An 18354-nucleotide genomic window follows, 5' to 3' on the forward strand; every position below is an offset into this window, starting at 1 on the left:
CGCAGGTCGCAGGCTTGCTGCCTTGACTAGCGGCATCTGTCTGCGCGCCTGTGGCGTGCAGACAGAACGCGCCGCACCGACAAACAAACCGCGCCAAAGTCCCACGCCGTCGTTATACGGAAGAACGAAAGCTCACCGGTCTGATTCCCTTTAGAATGCATTTCTCGACAGCGTGAGCAAGCCACACACGCCGCCGCCATGAGAAGCCTGCAAACACGGGAGTAACAGCGTGTCGTGGCATCAAAGTCAAAGTCAAAGTCAGACCGCACTACGCCGCCAGGGCGCGTTTAGCACGCTCCGCAGGATGTCCCCGTGGGGGACAGCGAGACATTTCTTCCTGCTCTGCTGCGCAACGGCGCTTTTGACCGCTTGCGCGACCATGCCTCCCGCCACCGCGTACGACCGTCAGATCACCCACGCACTGCCCGTCACTGAAATAACGCCGCTTCACACGGCCCTCGCGCCACTCGAAGCCGCGCATCCGAACGAGTCCGGTTTTCGGGTACTGGCGAGCGGCACCGACGCCTTGCAGATGCGCATTGCACTCGCGCGCGCGGCGACGAAAACCCTCGACATGCAGTACTACATCGCCAACGAGGACACCACCGGCAAGCTGCTGCTCGCCGCCGCGCTCTACGCGGCCGACCACGGTGTGAGAGTGCGCATGCTGGTCGACGATCTGAACTTCAAGGACATCGACCAGACGATGGCGGGTCTGAACTCGCACGACAACATCGAAATCCGCGTCTTCAATCCATTCGGCAGCGCGCAGGAAGGCGTGTTCGAACGCACGACGAACGTGTTCACGCAGATCGGCCATTTCACGCGCCGCATGCACAACAAGTCGATGATCGCCGACAACCAGTTGGCCATCGTCGGCGGCCGCAACCTTGGCGACGAATATTTCAGTGCCAGCGAAACACTGCAGTTCCGCGACCTCGACGTGCTGGCCGCCGGTCAGATCACCGCCGATGTCTCCGCCAGTTTCGACAACTACTGGAATAGCAGCATCGCCTATCCGCTGCGGGTGCTGAACAAACAGAAGTTCAATGCGAAGGAACTCGACCAGACGCGCGACGATTTACGCCAGCACTGGCGCATCAACGCCGATCCGTACAACGCGAAACCGCTGAACGCCACACCGCTCGCCTCGCAGATCGCGAAAGATCAACTCGGCTTGACGTGGGCGCCGGCCGAATTCGAGGCGGACCTGCCGGAGAAAATCGAACATCCGTCGCCCGACTACGTCAGCCCGCCGATGCAGCGATTAATTGAACTGATGCACGACGCGCAGAAAGATTTTCTGATCATTTCGCCCTACTTCGTCCCGCACGAGACCGGCGTCAAGGCGGCCGGCGAACTGACGCATCGGGGCCTGCGCATTGCCGTGCTGACCAACTCTCTCGCCGCGACCGATGCTGTGGCCGTGCAAGCCGGCTATAGCCCGTTCCGCGTGCCGCTGCTGCAACAGGGCGTGGAATTGTATGAATTCAAACCGCAGCAAAAGGCGCCGCGCGCTGGTTTCACTGGATCTCGGTCGCGAGCCAGCCTGCACGCGAAAGCCTATGTCATCGACCACAAAATCCTGGTGATCGGCTCGATGAATCTCGATCCGCGCTCGGCCAATCTGAACACCGAGCAGACGCTGGTCATCCATAGCCCGGCGCTCGCCGAACAGGTCGCGCAGATCTTCGAACATGCAATCGCGCCCGAAGTAAGCTATCGCGTCACGCTCGCCGACCCGGCGCAACTCGCTTATTTGCGCTCGATCGGTGCACCTCTCTCGCCGCTCGTCTGGACCGACGTCGAAAACGGCACGCGCCGCACCTATATTTTCGATCCGCAAGCGGGTTTTTACCGGAATGCGCTAACGGGTCTATTCTCCCTATTGCCTGTCAACGAACAACTTTGAGAAGCGGAGCTGAACCATGACCGAAGACGTACGAATGGAGCGCGACACGTTCGGTGAGATCGCCGTGCCGAACGCTCGTTTATGGGGCGCACAGACTCAGCGCTCGCTACAGAATTTCCGCATTTCGTCTGAGAAGCAATCGCCCGAACTGATTACCGCGCTGGCCGTGATCAAGCGCGCCGCCGCCGAGGTCAACGAGGGTCTGGGCGTACTCGACGGGAACAAGGCGAAGGCAATCATGCAAGCGGCCGACGAGATCATCGACGGCAAGCATCCGGAGGAATTTCCGCTCGCGGTCTGGCAAACCGGCTCCGGCACGCAGAGCAACATGAACCTCAACGAAGTGATCGCGAATCGCGCGAGCGAGCTGCTCGGCGGCGAGCGCGGCGAGGCGCGCAAGGTGCATCCAAACGACGACGTGAATCGCGGCCAGTCGTCGAACGACGTGTTTCCGACGGCGATGCACGTAGCCGCCGCCTATGCGATCGTCAAGCATCTGCTGCCTGCGCTGAAAACGTTGCGCGAGACGCTCGACGGTAAGGCGAAAGCCTTTGCCGAGATCGTCAAGATCGGCCGCACACATCTGCAGGACGCCACGCCGCTTACGCTCGGCCAGGAGTTTTCAGGCTACGTCGCGCAACTCGATCACGGCATCCGTCACGTGGAATCGGCGCTGCCGCATCTGTACGAACTCGCGCAGGGCGGCACGGCGGTCGGCACCGGTTTGAACGCGCATCCGCAATTCGCCGACAAGGTGGCGGCGGCGATCGGCAAACTGACCGGCTTGCCGTTCGTCTCGGCGCCCAACAAATTCGAAGTGATGGCAGGCGCCGATGCACTGGTGTTCGCACACGGCGCGTTGAAGACGGTCGCGGCGAGTCTGAACAAGATTGCCAACGATATTCGCTGGCTCGCAAGCGGCCCGCGTTGCGGACTTGGAGAACTGTCGATTCCGGAGAACGAACCGGGCAGCTCGATCATGCCGGGCAAGGTCAATCCGACCCAATCCGAAGCCTTGACGATGCTGTGCGCGCAAGTGTTCGGCAACGACGTCGCGGTGAATATCGGCGGCGCGAGCGGCAACTTCGAGTTGAACGTGTTCCGGCCGATGATCGCGCACAACGTGCTGCAATCGGTCCGTTTGCTTGCCGACGGCGCGCACAGCTTCAACGACAACTGTGCGGTGGGCATCGAGCCGAATCGCGAGCGCATCGATACGCTGCTCAACGAATCGCTGATGCTGGTGACAGCGCTCAATCCGCACATCGGCTACGACAAGGCCGCGCAGATCGCGAAGAAAGCGCACAAGGAAGGCACGACGCTGAAGGCGTCGGCGCTGGCGCTCGGCTATGTCACCGAGCAGCAGTTCGACGAATGGGTCCGGCCGAAGGATATGGTCGGGCATTCGGCGGGGTGATTCGCGGATTGCCTGCTTGAATTAACCCCTTGCTTTGAATGGCAGGCCGCGCGAATGAAATGATCGCGCGGCCTGCAAATCCCGCTTAAAGCTTCCCCTGCGCCACTTCTTCCGGCTTCAACTCGACGATCGCGTCGAGCGCTTCTTTCACGTCCATCGCGTACTTGGCAAGGCGCTTCTGCTCCTCCGTTTCCGGCACAAACGCCGGCACCGGCACCGGGTGGCCGTTCTCGTTGACCGCCACCATCACCACCAGACAGTCCGTGGTGTGCAGCAACTCGCCGCCCTTCGGATCGCCTGCCTGCACCGACACATGGATGTGCATGCTGGTGCGGCCCGTCGCCACGACTCGCGCGCGCAGTTCGACCAGGTTGCCAACCAGGATCGGCCGGCGGAAGCGGATATTGCCCACACTCACCGTCACGCAATAGCGCCCCGACCACACCGCCGAGCACGCGTACGCGGTCTCGTCGATCCACTTCATCAACGCGCCGCCGTGCACCTTGCCGCCGAAGTTGACCGAGGTGGGCTCAGCGAGAAAGCGGAAGGTAGTTTCGGAACGGTCCAGGGGCGCTAAGGCAGGGGTGCTCATCTTGACTCCGGTCAATCGGATGCATTTAAAGGAGGCGATTATACGAGGGCAATATTGACATCGTCGCGGGCCGGTGGCGTTATCTTGCCGAATTTCGGCTAGGACGCTTGCCAGGCTTTCGTCGAGCTTTCGCTTGCCGCCAGACTCAACTCGCCTCCACAGCCGCCGACGCCGACGCCGCCGCGCGCCGCGGCACGACCGCGGACTCGAAACGCTCCCGATACTCCAACGGCAACACACCGAAGCGCCGCACAAAGGCGCGCCGCAAGTTCTGCTCGCTGCCGAAGCCACAATCGAGCGCAATCCGCTTGAGCGGCCGGTACGACTCCGCGAGCGCTCGCGCAGCCGCTTCCAGACGCAATGCCGACACGGTCTTGGCCGGCGTACGGCCGACCTCGTCGACATAGCGTCGCGCGAAAGTCCGCGGGCTCATTTGCGCGCGCTCGGCCAGCCGCTCGACCGACAGATCGTCGCGCAAATGGGACGCCATCCAGCTATGCAGCGCCTCGAACGGTCCGCCCGCCGACGCCTGCGCTGCCAGCGCGGCGCTGAATTGCGACTGGCCGCCGGGCCGCTTCATGAAGACAACCAGCCGCCGCGCCGCCTGCATCGCAACCGCGTGACCGACATCTTCTTCGATCAGCGCCAACGCCAGGTCGATGCCCGCCGTCACGCCCGCTGAAGTCCAAACCACACGCCCTTCTTCACCGCGGCTCACGTCGCGGATGAAGATCGGATCGGCATCCACCTGCACATTGGGGAAACGGCGCGCGAGAAGCGGCGCATCGCGCCAATGGGTGGTCGCGCGGCGGCCGTCGAGCAGGCCCGCTGCCGCCAGATAGAAGGCGCCCGTGCAGACCGAGCACACGCGCCGCGCCTGAGGTGCACGTCGCCTGATCCACGCGACGAGTTCCGGCTGCAACGTACAGTGTTCGTCGATCGGCACACCGGGGACGATCAGTGTGTCGATCGACTGGTCGTCGAGCGAATCGAGCCGTTCGGTGACGACCGGCAGACCCGGGAAGGTTTGCAATACGCCACCGTCGATCGATGCGACGGTCGTGCGATAGGCGATCGGCTCGCGAGGCTTGCCGGCTGAGCTCGATGCTTCACTTGATCCACTTGCTCCGCTTGATCCGCTTGATCCGCCCGGGTTGTCGACTTCGCCGACACCGACCGACCCGCCGGCCGCGCCAGAAGCAGCAGAACCAGCCGCTGCCGCCACCATCGTCAACTCAGCCCGCCAGAACGCCTCGAGCGGCCCGCACGCATCGAGCAGCACGAGGTCAGGAGCCACCGCGAAAACGATATGACGTACAGGCATCAGGAAACCACCTCCGCAGATTGCCGCTTATGCGACCACGCATACCCAAGCGTGGCCAATGCCGCCATCCCGAGCAGCGGAAAAATCGCAGCATTGATCGTCGCCCAGCCGAAGCGCGCGAGCAACTGCCCGGCAAACAGCGAGCCCAGCGCGGAAAACGCAAAGGTCGTGAATTCGCTGGTTGCCTGTGTCTTGGCCCGCTCGGACGGCCGGTACGATTGCGCGAGCAGCGTTGATCCACCGACGAACATGAAATTCCAACCGACGCCGAGGCACGCGAGCGCCGCGTAGAAGTGCGGCAGATCGGTCGAACGCAGCGCCACCACACCGCACAGCGCAGACAGCGCGATCCCTGCGCCGATCACCGGCAGCACGCCGAAGCGCCTGATCAGGCGCGCGGAGAACAGCGACGGTGCGAACATGCCGACCAGGTGCCACTGAATGATCGCCGCGCCATCGCCAATCGTGTGGCCGCATGCGACTGCCGCAATCGGCGTCGCGGTCATCACGAACATCATGACGGCATTGCCGAGCGCATTGTTGGCGAGCGCCGCGGCAAAGATCGGCTGCCGCACGATTTCGCCGAGCGGCCTGGCCGGCTCGTGAGTCGCGACCGCGCTCGAGTGCGGCGAGACGTCGCGATACAGCAGCGCCAGCATGACGATCGTTGCGAGCCCGAAACCAGTGACAAGCACATAGGAGCCGGCAAACGCAACCGGCGCGAGCCAGTCCTTGCTCCATGCGGCAAGAAGCGGCCCGCAAACGGCTGCCACCACGCCGCCGCTAAGCACCGTCGAAATCGCACGGCTCTTGCTCTCGATTCCGACGGCGTCGGCGGCGGCCAGCCGGTAGTACTGCGCGAACGCCTGAAACACACCGACCGTCGCCGTGCCGGCGCAGAACGCCCAGAAGCTGTGATGAAAGATCGCCCACACCGAGACGGCCCCGCCCAGCGCGCCGACACCCGCGCCGAGCACGAAGCCCGCGCGCCGGCCAAGCCGCGCCATCAGGAATGACGCAAAAATGGTGGTCAGCGCCGCGGCGACGGTAATCAGCGAGAACGGCAGCGTCGCGAGCGCCTTGTCGTCGGCAAGCGTGTAGCCGACCAGCCCGGTCAAGGTCAGATCGATCGAGACAGATGAGGTGTAGAGCGCCTGGCAGACGGCCAGCACGCGTGCGGCGCGCCGCCCGTGAGGATCGGAGTAGCCGGAGCCGGTTTGACTGCCGGCAAAAGAGGAACCAGCGGAGGAAACAGCGGCGGAAGCGGCAGGCGGCGGCATCGGTAGGCCTCGGGTGGCGAAAGTGGCGATGCCCAAATCGTCACATGGCCGGTGATGGCAGAAATGACAATGATGCATCAATTCCAGCCACCGCCACGCTCACCCGTCTGAAAAAAAGCGGCCGCGGCCGCCTTCGCGGCTTACTTGTGGACCGTAATGCCTTCGTCGATCGTGCCGTACATCGTGATGCTGCCGGTGCCGGCACCCGAACTCGAACCGGAACCGCCATGCGCGCAGGCACTGAAAAGCAGAACCGCGGCAGCGGCGGCAAGAAGAAATTTCATGACAGCGTGTTCCTGCAAAGACAGGATTCGATTCTAGCCTGGCGGGCCGGCGCGGCTCCAAAGCGCCGCCGAAGCACCGAAGCATGCCCCAGCCTGCTCTCGCCACCGGGTTTTCGTAACTACTGCATTCGACAATTCACGCTAAGCTGAAACATCGAATACGGCAGCCCGATACAGTGGACTGCATGGCGCCCTGCCCGCGCCACCAACCGGAGACGCCCGATGCTCGCCAACCTCGCAGACGAACACAACCATTTCCCAGGCTTGAGCCGGATCGGCGCGCTGCTCGCCGACCCCGGGCGCGCTGCGATGCTGTGGGCGCTGATGGACGGCAGCGCCCGCCCGGCCGGTGAACTGACGATGATCGCCGGGCTCTCGCCGTCGGCGGCCAGCGCGCATCTGGCACGTTTGACCGACGGCGGTCTGCTCGCGCTCGAAGTGCGCGGCCGGCACCGCTACTTCCGGATCGGGTCACCGGACATCGCCGCGTCCATCGAAGCGCTCGCCAACGTCGCGCAGGTCAGCGCGCCGCAACGAGCCGTGCCGCGTCCGGTGCGCACCGTGCCGGTCGACATGCGCTACGCCCGCACCTGCTACGACCATATGGCGGGCGAACTGTCGGTGCGGGTGTTCGAGCGGCTGGTCGGGAACGGCCTGTTGACGTTGCACGGCTCGTCGCTCGAGGCCACCGCCGCCGGCGCCGCCCGTTTTGCCGATTGGGGCATCGACATGTCCGCCCAGAAAAGCCGCCGGCGCCGCTTTGCCTGCACCTGTCCCGACTGGAGCGAACGGCGTCCGCACCTGGGTGGCGCGCTCGGCGCCGCGTTGCTCGATTCATGGTCGGCGCATGGCTGGGTCGAACGCACTGAGCGGCCACGGATCTTGCGCATCACACCGGCCGGGCACCGCCATTTCGACGCGTTCCTTGCCGCTTGAGGCGCTTTTAACTGGTTGATGCGATTACAAATTTCGCGCAATCAGCTTACGAAAAGCCTTATCGAGACCTTTTGTTACAGGCTCGCGAAAGGGCCTTACAAAAGTGGGGGTCTTGAAACAAACCGTACGGGTAGAGTGGGTCTCACGGATGCTGCACAATGCCGCGTCCGTCGGAGATAAATCATGAGAACAGTGACCACACCCCAACATTCGAAACGCCGGATCACCGGCTACACGCTGATCGCCGCCGCGGCATTTCTGTTCGCAGCGCAAGCCACCTTCGCGCAGGAAGCCGAACAGGTGCCGCCGGGTGCAGCCACGCAAAACACCGATCCTCCGGGGCGCGTCGCCCGTCTGAACTACACAGCCGGCGCCGTGACCACTGAACCTGCCGGCGCTACCGACTGGTCGTACGCACAGATCAATCGCCCGCTCACTACCGGCGACCAGCTGTGGAACGATCAGAACTCGCGCTCCGAACTGCATATCGGTTCGACGGCGGTGCGCCTCAGCCAGTCCACCAGCCTCGACATTCTCAATCTCGACGACAACAGCGCGCAGCTGAAGGTCGCGCAGGGTACGTTGTCGGCGCGAGTACGCGAACAGGCGCCTGGATCATCCTACGAAATCGATACCCCGAATCTGGCGCTGGGCCTGAACGGCCCCGGCGACTATCGCGTCGACGTCGCGCCGGACGGCAGCAGCACCACCGTTACCGTGCGCAGCGGCAGCGCGACCGTGTACGGCGACAGCGGCCAGGTACCGGTTGCCGCCGGCCAGCAGGTCCGCTTTGCCGGCACCAACCTGCAACAGGTCGCCGACAACGGCGCGCCTGGCCTCGACGGCTTCGATCAATGGGCGGCAAGCCGCGACGCAGCGGAAGACCGGTCGGTGTCGGCGCGCTATGTGTCGCGCGATATCCCCGGCTATCAGGACCTTGATGCCAACGGTACGTGGCGCAGCAGCCCTCAGTACGGCGAAGTGTGGGTGCCGCGTGCGACCCCGGCCGGCTGGGCGCCTTATCACGACGGTCACTGGGTGTGGCAAGCGCCGTGGGGCTGGACTTGGGTCGACGATGAACCGTGGGGTTTCGCGCCCTACCACTATGGCCGCTGGGCCCAGGTCGACGACGACTGGGCGTGGGTGCCGGGACCGGTCGTGGTCGACGAACCGCCTGTCTATGCACCGGCGCTGGTCGCCTTCGTGGGCGGTGGTGGCGGCGGAGTCAATTGGGGTGTGAGCCTGGCGATCGGCGGCGCGGTCGCGGCCGGCGTCGCGTGGTTCCCGCTGGGCCCAGGCGAACCGTGGCACCCGCACTGGGGCGATCACGACCACTGGAGCCCCGGTTACTACAATCGCGTCAACAACACGACGGTCGTCAACAATTACAACCGCAACGTGACCAACATTCACAACACCTACATCAACTATCGGCCGGGCGGCGTGACCGCGGTGCCGGCGACGGCCTTCGTGCATGGTCAATCGGTAGGCCGCTTCGCGCAGAAGGTCGATCCGAAGCAGTGGCGCAATGCGCAGATCAATCCGGGCGGTCCGGGGATCGCGCCGGTGAAGGAAAGCTTCGGACCGGGCCTGCGTAATGCGAACTACCGTCCGCCGGCCGGCGTAATGGCGCGTCCGGTCGTCGCCACGCGCAGTCCGGCCGTGCCGGCCGCCTACCACGACAGTCTCGCGCAACGTTTTGCGCAGAGCGGCGGACGGGTGCCGGGCGCGGGCGAGCCGATTGTGCGAACCTCGGTGCCGGCTCACATGGCAGGCGGTCCGGCGGCGATGCCGGTGCAGAACGTGCGGGTCGTGCAGTCGCATATGGCCGGTCGGACGCCGGGCGCAGCGCCGGGTGCACCGGGTGCGCCTAACGGAATGCAACAGGCGGGTCAGCGGCCGGGTGAAGCACCGGTCAACGGTCAACCGCAACGTGGCGGCGAACCGCAAGCGCGGCCGGGCATGTCGCCGCAAATGGCCAACGTGCATCAGCAACCCGGCGCGGCAGGCCATCCGTCCAATGGTGTGCCGCGTCCGCCGCAAGCGAACGGCGCCAATCCGAACGCTTATGCGCAGCACGGCGCGCCGGCGCAAGCCGGTCAGCAACCTGGCACGGAAGGTCGGCATGAGCCTGCGTGGACGCAGCCACACACGCCGATGGCCCAGCAGGCACAGCAACATGGCGCCCCGCAGGAACAGGCGCGTCAGCCGGAAGGGCGTCCTGAGCCGCAGCAGCAGGTTCAGCGTCAGCCGGAAGCGCAGCCGCAGCGTGCGCCTGAAGTGCGTGCCCAGCCGCAGGAGCCCCGGCCGCAACCGACGCAACAGGCGCAGCAGCAACCGCGTCAGGAATATCATCCGCAGCCGCAACAGGTGCAGCAGCCGCGCCCTGAGCCGCGCCCACAGCAGGTACAGCAGCCGCGTCCGCAACCGCAACCGCAACACGCCGAGCAACCGCGTCCTCAACCGCAACCGCAACACGCCGAGCAACCGCGGCCCCAACCGCAGCCGCAGCGCGCCGAGCAGCCGCGGCCCCAACCGCAACCGCAGCACGCCGAGCAGCATTCGGCCGGCGGCAACCGTGACGAACATCACAAAGGCTAAGGATTACACGCAAAGCCAGGTGCGCTTCCGGCTGTACGGCCGGAAGGCGGCAAGAAAAAACCCCCGCGATTCGCATCGCGGGGGTTTTTTCTTTATGCAGGCAAGCTGCAGGCGGAGATTTAGACCGCCATCGGCGCCGTCAAGGGCTCGTGATGCCGATAGCCCACCAGCGAAAAATCCGACGGTTCGATCTTTTCGAGCCATTCCGGCTCATAGACGCCGGTCTTCGCATAGTCTGGCACACGGTCCGAGATCGCGAAGGCAGGGCTTTCGTAAGGCTCGCGCTTGAGCTGTTGCTGCAGCATATCGAGTTGGTTCTCGTAGATGTGCGCGTCGCCGATGAAGTAGGTGAACCAGCGCGGCGTATAACCCGTCAGGCGGCCTATCAGATGCAGCAACGCCGCGCCTTCGGTCAGATTGAACGGCGTGCCGAGGCCGACATCGTTGCTGCGAATGTACAAACACAGCGAAATTTCGCGCCGCGCGACGTTCGGCAGAAATTGATAAAGCAGGTGACAGGCCGGCAGCGCAATCTGGTCCAGCACGGCCGGGTTCCAGGCATGAAACAAAATTCGGCGGTCGGCGGGGTTCTGCATGATCGTATCGAGACACTGCCGCAACTGGTCGATCGCTTTGTACAGCAGCACTTTGCGGCTGCCGTCTTCCTCGAATTCCGTCACTACCTGGAAGCCACGCGCAATCGCGTCGGCCAGCTGCGCGGCGGCGCCTGCGTCCAGCACCTTGTAGGCCGGCCACTGGCGCCACTGCACGCCATACACGTCGCCGAGATCGTCCGGGCCCTGGCGATACGGGTTGGCGAGCCATTGCGGATTCTGGTTGGCGTTCGCGTCCCACACCTTACAACCCAGATCGCGGAAATCCGCGGCGCTGCGCGAGGCGCGCAGAAACCCAACCAGTTCGCCCACCGCCGACTTGAACGCCAGTTTTTTGGTGGTGACTGCGGGAAAGCCCTGCTGGAGGTCGAAGCGCAACATGGCGCCCGGCATGCTGATGGTGCGGATGCCGGTGCGGTTCTCCTGCCACGTGCCGGTATCGAGAATCGTGCGGACGAGGTCGAGGTATTGTTTCATGCGGGTTCCTTCGACGAAGCGCGCACCTGGTCAGGTGCATGCGCCACGGAGATTGAGCGGAAAACCCGATTTTAACAAGCGCAGCCGGACGGCGCCCGGTCGGGGCGCGTCACGGAGAAAATATTGGCGGCTAAGGGGACGACTAAGTGGGCAGCCAAGCCCGTCAAAGATGCGGCACCGAAGCCGGCAAATCGCCGTGGTGCGGCGTGCTCAGCGGTTCGCCTTCCATATGGCGCATGCCGTGTGAGCACAACAGGCGGTACAGCGTCACGCGCGAAATGCCGAGTTCCTGCGCGGCGTCGCCAAGACGACCGCGATGCCGCAGGAGCGCGAGCTCGATGGCCTGACGTTCGGCCGCTTCGCGCGCCTGCGCGAGCGACACCGGCACGATCTCCACATACTCGGCCAGCTCGAGATCACGTGCCGTGATCGCGCGCCCTTCCGACATCACGATGGCGCGCCGCACGCGATTGATCAATTCGCGCACGTTGCCCGGCCAGCCGTAGTTATGCAGCGCCGCGATGGCGTCGGGCGCGAAACCGCGCAGACGGCGGCTTGCATCTTTCTTGAAACGTTCCAGCATATGCCGCGCAAGCAGTTCGATATCCTTACCACGTGCACGCAACGGTGGTTCGTCGATTTGCAGCACGCACAGGCGGTGATACAGGTCGGAACGGAACCGCCCTTCGATCATCGCGGCCGTCATGTCCACGTGAGTCGCCGAGATGATGCGCACGTCGACGTCAATCGAACCATGACCGCCCAGCCGCTCCACTTTGCGTTCCTGCAGGAACCGCAGCAGGCTCGCCTGACTTTCGAGCGGCAGATCGCCGATTTCGTCGAGAAACAGTGTGCCGCCGTTAGCCGCTTCCACGCGGCCGATCTTGCGCTGATTGGCGCCGGTGAACGCGCCGCGCTCATAACCGAATAGTTCGGATTGCAACAGATGCGGTGGAATCGCGCCGCAGTTGATCGGCACAAAAGGCGCATTGCGGCGCGCCGAGCGTTCGTGGATCGCGACTGCGGTCAACTCCTTGCCCGTGCCCGATTCGCCTGAAATAAACACCGGCGCGTCGGTCATCGCCACTTTGCGGATCGAACGGAACAGCGCGAGCATCGCGTCGCACGAACCGACCATTTCGCCCTCAGCGCCTTGCGACCCGTCGTTCGATGCCGGCTCGCCGAGCGAGATCATGCCGTATGCGTGACCGACCGAATCGACGATCCTGTCACCCGAGTAAGGCACCGTTACATAGTCGAAACAATAGTCCCGCACGAGCCGGCGCAAGGCCGCGTCCTGCAATTGTCCAGGGGTGGTCGCGGCGACCCAGCCGACGTTCGGCATGGTCAGGCAGGACTCGAAGGCGGCGATTTCGTGTGGCTGAAAATCGCTAGACAGATCGAGCAAGCCGCCCGCCGCCATTCCGGCGCGAACGGCACGGCGCACGTCGCGCGCCGATCCCACGACTTCGACATGCCAGCCGCGCTGGTGGAAGCGAATATTCAGCTCCGCACTCGGATCGCGTGAAACGTAAATCAGTTGCCGCGTTGCGGGTTCCATTATTCAGATCCTCTCGTCAACGAACGTTAAGGATGACGCACGCACCTGAACCGAAGTTCAGACACGCTGACTCGTTCGGGATTCGCGAAATAGCAAAAACCGAACGGCCATTCCATTCCGTGCGGACAGCTGATCCCCAAGAAAGCGGCGTGTGTGTTTGAGACGGCCCGTTAGCGGGCTTTTTTAAATCTGAAGCTGTTTTCGAGAGCTTACTATACACGCGCCGCTTGGAAAACAATTATGCGAATTTAATCGGGGACCCCTTTTCCAGAAAGGCCTGGCGGGCGATCAATACTTATTCAGCTTATGAATAAAACCATTGTGGAAGCGCTTTTCCTAGCGTTCACCCCAAGGTACTTCATACCGTCGGATTTTACGTTTCACAGGTATTTTCTGCCTGCCGTTTCAGCGCTGAAACGTTTTTGTCCGATTTCTCAGTTGTTACTCCGAGGTATGCGGGTCACATCCAGATGCACCAATGGATTGCGACTCATGGCACACGTTTCGCTAAATGCTGTGCACCAAGGAGACACATCATGCGACTCGTTTTCCGCATTGACCTTAGCAGCATTGCACCTTGCGCCGCTCTGTGCGCCGCCGCGGTCAGCCTGATTGCGCTGCCCGCTGGCGTCAATGCACAGGAATTCACACTGCCTCAATCCGTCACGATGGCCGAAACCGCCGATGCCGGCTCCGCCACCCTCGCGAGCACGACACTCGCAGTGGTGGCCTCGCCGACCACGACGGCCGCCGATACGGCGAGCGCCGCAGCGGTGGACAACACCGTGGCCGGCACGAACGACAGCGCCGCGTTCCGCAGCGATCTGGCCGGCAACGCGCTGAGCATTCCCGCCGACGCCGCGCCGGTAAACGATCTCGTGCTGGACGATCAGGCGCTGTCCCGCCAGCGCGGCGGCTTCAGCGGCATGTTGATGGTCGCTGCCACGCCCCAACTGATGCGCGGCTTTAGCAACGGAGGCAACGGCGTGACGCTGTGGGACGAAATCGCCCCCCCGTCGCAGTTGCCGGTTCCGGTCGACGTCGCCCGCTCCGCACAAGGCAACGTCACGAGCTACCAGAGAAATTAGCGTAACGGCCTGCTCGTTGCCCAAGACCGCACCGACCGATCGTCCGCCCGCAAGGAACTGACATGAACGCCTCAACCCAGAAGCCGAGCAGCCGCCGCCCCTGCGCAGCCCTGCTGTCCGCGCTGCTCGGCGTACTCGCTGCCGGCGCCGTGACGGGCGCAGCCGCGCAGTCGTCGGACACGGAACGCGGCAACCTGGTCATTGAACGCGACATCACGCCACGCGACGCCTTCGTGCCGGTGCCGAAGAGCCAGGATCCGATCTCGGTCCAGGTCCAAACCTTCCCCACCAAGACATTCGACGGCTCGATCGGCTCGATGGCGAGCGATCTCGACCTGAATAGCGCACACGGCACGACCGGCATCACCGGCAACGGCTTTATGCCGTCGCTGGTCGGCGCCAACGGTATCGAACACATGCTGGCGGGCAACGGCAACGCCGTGCCGGTCGGCGCGGGCGCCAGCTTCGGCGGCGCCGGTGGAATCGGCAGCTCGATTGCCCAGTCGGTCAACGGTGCCCTCGCCCCCCTGGGCGCAGCTCTAGGAGCCATGAAATGACAACCTCACGCGCACCGGCCAGGCGCTTTCCGTCACGCAAACAATCGCGCTGGCCCCTGCTCGCCTGGGCATTGCTCGGCTGTGCAAGCTTTGCGGCCCACGCTCAAACGCTGCCCGCCATGGTCGACGCCGAGTCGCTGATCGGTAGCGGCGCGGTGAACGGCGCCACCGGGGTCATCGCCATCAACGAGACCTCCGGCCTCGATAACGCGCAAGCGAATCAGGGCGTGATCACCAACGGACAAACACCTTTCAACCTGATCGGCAGCACGCAGAGCGCGACCACGAACGCCAAGACGGCGGCCGCGAAGAGCACGATCGGCAGTAATGCATTTTCAAACACCTCTGGCCTTATCGAATTGAATCAGTCGGCGGGTGTAGGGAATCTTCAGCGGAACAGCGCCGTAATCGGTTCTGGGACGATTGAAGCGGAGATCGTAGCGGATGGGGTGCTATCCGCTACGACCGCCAAAGGTGGCGGTCTGGGAAAGTCTGGCGACAACCACGACGCACGCGAGGTGTCCATCGGTACGGACGCGCTCAAAAACGTCAGTGGGATCGTCCAGATCAACCAGACAGCCGGCTCAGGTAACGTCAGTTCAAACAGTTTTGTGCTCCGTCCCCCGGCGGGCACCTTTTTCTAACGAGCCACACTCTTTATCGGAGCGTCATCATGAAGCGCACTATCATTGCAGCGGCTGTCCTGTCGACAATGGCAGCAAGTTCGGCTTACGCAGAAGGATGCACGGCGGGCTGCGACCCGGCCGAGCTCTTTACGGCAACGAACGTCTACACCGACATCGGCGAATTCGGCTTCATTACGCTGCGTGGCAAGGTCGACGTGTCGAGCAGTTCCGGCGCGACGGTCAACAACACGCAAGCCGTGAACATCAGCGGCGTCGACATGAAGACGCCACCGCAGACCTATGTCTCCGGCAACGTGACCACGAAAATCAACACGACGGATAGCTGGAACCATGCGAGCGGCAGTGGTGGCGGCTGGGGCGTGAGCCAGTCGTATAGCACCAACGCCTGGGCCTACGACAAGAGCAACACGCAAACGAACACGGCCTCGTCGAGCGCTGCCTTTATCGCAGGCGGCGGCTTCGCGGCGGGCGTCGAATCGTCGTACAAGGGCTACAACTATGTGAACACGCATGCCTCCGCGAACGGCTTCCTCGCAGCCGGTTTTATCGCCGGTCTCGGTCATGTCGGGAGCGTCATCTTCGGCGGCGCCGCAGCAGGCTTCGCTGGTGCGCTGAACACCCACGCGTCGGACAACTACGGCGGCGGCTTTGCTGCCCAGGCAGCCGGCTACGGCGTGGCGTTCGGCGGCTACGCAGCAGCGAGCCAGAACACGGCGACGGAAACCCGCAGCGGCTACGGCTACAAGGCAAACGCCAGCTATTCGGAAGGCAGCCATGCCTACGGATGGGCCAATAACTACGACGACAACCGGGGCTCCATCACGGTCACGGGTAGCGTCACCCAGCACATCAACACCGAAACGCCGACAACGATGTCGGCCGGCATCGGCGACGGCGCCCTGGGTACCGCGAGCGGCAATATCGGCGTCAACATCGCCAGCGGCGTAGACAACGCCCAATCCAATGACGCCGCCCTGTCGAACATGGATGTCGGCCCCGTGTTCGGTACCGCGCAGATCTACTCGACGCAATCGTCGACCGGCTCGGCGAAGGTGGGAGACTTCAACTTCGTTGCTTCCGTCGGCGCAAACGCACTGGCCGACGCAACGGGCAACATCGGGGTGAACGTGGCCTCGGGCGTGGGCAACGTGCAAAACAACAGCCTGGCAGCATCGGCTACGACAGACAGCAGCGGCAGCAACAGCATGGGCTGGGGGAATAACAAGGGCGGCAGCATGCAAGGTGGCGAAGTCATCGCCAGCGATCAGAACTGCCAGACCGCAGATGCAGGTGTTACTGGCCAATTCACCGGCTCGGCGACGCTCGGCATGGGTGCTCTTGCCAATGCTAACGGCAACATCGGTGTGAATATCGCGTCGGGCGTAGGCAACCTGCAACACAATGGCCTTGCAGTCGCCAGCGTGTCGCATCAGTAACTAAAGCTGTATCGCAGGAAGACACCGGTCAGCCTTCGGGCTGACCGGCTGTCTCCGCAGTGGGGGGGATAGACCATGTTCGGGGTGAGCAGGGCAACGCATGGCTTTTTTCCGGCACTCTTCGCTGGACTCGTGCTGTCGCAGACGGGCCATGCGCAGAGTGCCCTTTCCATGAACGCGTCAGCGGGCGTGCCGTTCAGCGTGAACGTGCGCTCGATCCGCGAGATCCGCTACAACCACATCGTTTCGCAGCAGTACGACTACAGCTGCGGCTCGGCCGCTCTGGCCACGTTGCTGAAGTACGGCTACGGCATCGACATTCCCGAGACTGAACTGATCCGCCGCATGATGGTGTTCTCGACACCAGAGGTGGTGGTGAAGAACGGCTTCTCGATGCTCGACATGAAGAAGTTCGTCGAAACGATCGGCCTGCGCGGCCGAGGTTTCCGCGTCACCGCCGAAGCGCTCTATCACCTGCAGATTCCGGTGCTCGTGCTGATGAACAGCGACGGCTACGAGCACTTCGTCATCGTCAAGCACGCGGAAGACGGCCGCATCTTCATTGCCGACCCAGCGCTCGGCAACCGCATCGTCATGGAAGACGACTTCGTCAAGAAATGGAACGGCCTCGTATTCGCGGTCGTCGGCAAGCCATTTAAGGAGGATTCTCCGCTCTTGCAAGGCAACGAGTCGCTCGCGCTCAAGCTGCGCGAACGCGCGCTTGAAAACGGCACGGCTGCGACTCCCTTTGTTGAATACGGTTTGATCAAGGCAGAGTTGTTCTGACTCATCATGGACCGAAACTTACTCACCATTGGCTGTGCGTTGTGTTTCGCAACGTGCGGCCTTGCATCAGTCGCAAACGCTGCGGAGCAGGCGTCGACTGTGTTTGAAGACGTCAGCGCGCTCAAGCTGCAACCCGTCGACGACGCCATCCTCGCCAACCAGACCGGCAAAGGTATCGCAGGAGACATCATTTCAGGCGTCGTCATCAACCTGCTGTCGCAATGGCAGCTGCCGAACGGCGTCACCGCGGTCGCCTCGGGCGCGATCTCCGTCGTCACCAACACGCTCAACCAGGCGAGCGTCCAGGTCAATTCATCCGCCTCCGTGACCGGCCCGAACGGTACCTGGGGCAGCGGCGCAAACCGCAACGCCAGCGCGAGCGGCGGGCAGAACGTCAGCGTCAACGGCGTCTCGCAGATCACTCAGGTGGCCGGCAACGGCAACCTCGGCACCAACCAGGCGCTGATCGATTTCGACGCGTCGCCAGGCAGCCTGACGGGCGGGTCCTATAACAACGCAACCTCGGCCGCCGCAAGCAATGCGAACGGCTCGGTGACAGCCTCCGTCAGCCTCGCCAACGGCGGCATTTCGATTGCGCTGCAAACGCCAGGCGGTGTCGCCGCCCAAACCATCGCGCCGGCCAGCGCGCAACAAGCCGGCATGATTGCCCAGCTCTTGCAGATTGCAGGGAATAACCAGCAAGTCGCCAACCAGTTGCAACTGCATTTGCAGACGCAGCAGATGTCGGCCTCGATGCTGCGCCAGATAGGCGTCCTGCAAGCCCTGCAAAACAGCGTAAGGAGATAAAAAAACGGGCCGCCACCCGATCAGGAAGGGGACCA

16 protein-coding genes are annotated in these 18354 nt (G+C 63.4%); 10 read left to right on the plus strand and 6 right to left on the minus strand.

Annotated elements, in window-relative coordinates:
• The first annotated feature begins 304 nt into the window (after window positions 1-304).
• Together KHO31_RS03865 and fumC are read left to right on the plus strand one after the other, a co-directional pair.
• On the plus strand, window positions 305-1912 hold the full coding sequence (locus KHO31_RS03865) for a phospholipase D family protein (RefSeq protein WP_201140509.1): 1608 nt from the start codon (window positions 305-307) through the stop codon (window positions 1910-1912).
• Between the two features lie 16 nt (window positions 1913-1928).
• The gene (gene fumC, locus KHO31_RS03870) at window positions 1929-3329 is read left to right on the plus strand and encodes a class II fumarate hydratase (protein WP_211622792.1); all 1401 of its coding nucleotides are present in this window, start codon (window positions 1929-1931) and stop codon (window positions 3327-3329) included.
• An 85-nt stretch (window positions 3330-3414) separates the two neighbouring features.
• Here the strand turns inward: fumC and KHO31_RS03875 are convergent, their stop codons facing one another.
• From KHO31_RS03875 to KHO31_RS03890, 4 genes are all read right to left on the minus strand, one after another.
• Window positions 3415-3921 (minus strand): acyl-CoA thioesterase, encoded by a 507-nt coding sequence (locus KHO31_RS03875; protein ID WP_201070227.1) that lies wholly within the window; start codon window positions 3919-3921, stop codon window positions 3415-3417.
• 145 nt (window positions 3922-4066) lie between these two features.
• Window positions 4067-5245 carry a GlxA family transcriptional regulator gene (locus tag KHO31_RS03880; protein ID WP_201070230.1) on the minus strand — a complete coding sequence of 393 codons (1179 nt, stop codon included), beginning with the start codon at window positions 5243-5245 and terminating at the stop codon, window positions 4067-4069.
• Window positions 5245-6525 (minus strand): MFS transporter, encoded by a 1281-nt coding sequence (locus KHO31_RS03885; protein WP_201084681.1) that lies wholly within the window; start codon window positions 6523-6525, stop codon window positions 5245-5247. Before KHO31_RS03885 ends, KHO31_RS03880 begins: the two co-directional genes overlap by 1 nt.
• A gap of 140 nt (window positions 6526-6665) precedes the next feature.
• Window positions 6666-6809, minus strand: coding sequence for a hypothetical protein (locus KHO31_RS03890; protein WP_201070235.1), 144 nt, complete (start codon window positions 6807-6809; stop codon window positions 6666-6668).
• Window positions 6810-7031: 222 nt separating this feature from the next.
• Between KHO31_RS03890 and KHO31_RS03895 the strand changes: the two genes are divergently transcribed.
• The gene (locus KHO31_RS03895; RefSeq protein ID WP_201070238.1) at window positions 7032-7745 is read left to right on the plus strand and encodes an ArsR/SmtB family transcription factor; all 714 of its coding nucleotides are present in this window, start codon (window positions 7032-7034) and stop codon (window positions 7743-7745) included.
• A gap of 183 nt (window positions 7746-7928) precedes the next feature.
• Complete coding sequence (locus KHO31_RS03900) at window positions 7929-10346, plus strand: DUF6600 domain-containing protein (RefSeq protein ID WP_201084682.1); 2418 nt, start codon at window positions 7929-7931, stop codon at window positions 10344-10346.
• 119 nt (window positions 10347-10465) lie between these two features.
• On the opposite strand, the gene KHO31_RS03905 is transcribed toward KHO31_RS03900, so the two are convergent.
• Window positions 10466-11437, minus strand: coding sequence for a thymidylate synthase (locus KHO31_RS03905; RefSeq protein ID WP_201070242.1), 972 nt, complete (start codon window positions 11435-11437; stop codon window positions 10466-10468).
• A gap of 163 nt (window positions 11438-11600) precedes the next feature.
• Entirely contained in the window at window positions 11601-12998 is a 1398-nt protein-coding gene (locus tag KHO31_RS03910) for a sigma-54 dependent transcriptional regulator (protein WP_201070245.1), read from the minus strand.
• Between the two features lie 536 nt (window positions 12999-13534).
• Here KHO31_RS03910 and KHO31_RS03915 point away from each other — a divergent pair.
• The 6 genes from KHO31_RS03915 to KHO31_RS03940 all read left to right on the plus strand — a co-directional run bounded on the left by KHO31_RS03915 (window position 13535) and on the right by KHO31_RS03940 (window position 18319).
• Entirely contained in the window at window positions 13535-14086 is a 552-nt protein-coding gene (locus KHO31_RS03915) for a hypothetical protein (protein ID WP_201070247.1), read from the plus strand.
• Between the two features lie 62 nt (window positions 14087-14148).
• Window positions 14149-14643 carry a hypothetical protein gene (locus KHO31_RS03920; RefSeq protein WP_201070250.1) on the plus strand — a complete coding sequence of 165 codons (495 nt, stop codon included), beginning with the start codon at window positions 14149-14151 and terminating at the stop codon, window positions 14641-14643.
• Between the two features lie 119 nt (window positions 14644-14762).
• The gene (locus KHO31_RS03925) at window positions 14763-15287 is read left to right on the plus strand and encodes a hypothetical protein (protein ID WP_236060651.1); all 525 of its coding nucleotides are present in this window, start codon (window positions 14763-14765) and stop codon (window positions 15285-15287) included.
• Between the two features lie 29 nt (window positions 15288-15316).
• Window positions 15317-16726, plus strand: a complete 1410-nt coding sequence (locus tag KHO31_RS03930; RefSeq protein WP_201084684.1) for a hypothetical protein — start codon at window positions 15317-15319, stop codon at window positions 16724-16726.
• 75 nt (window positions 16727-16801) lie between these two features.
• Window positions 16802-17512, plus strand: coding sequence for a C39 family peptidase (locus KHO31_RS03935; RefSeq protein WP_201070259.1), 711 nt, complete (start codon window positions 16802-16804; stop codon window positions 17510-17512).
• 6 nt (window positions 17513-17518) lie between these two features.
• Window positions 17519-18319 (plus strand): peptidase C39, encoded by an 801-nt coding sequence (locus KHO31_RS03940; protein ID WP_201070262.1) that lies wholly within the window; start codon window positions 17519-17521, stop codon window positions 18317-18319.
• Window positions 18320-18354: the final 35 nt, after the last annotated feature.

Source organism: Paraburkholderia domus (genome assembly GCF_905220705.1).
GTDB lineage: Bacteria > Pseudomonadota > Gammaproteobacteria > Burkholderiales > Burkholderiaceae > Paraburkholderia > Paraburkholderia domus.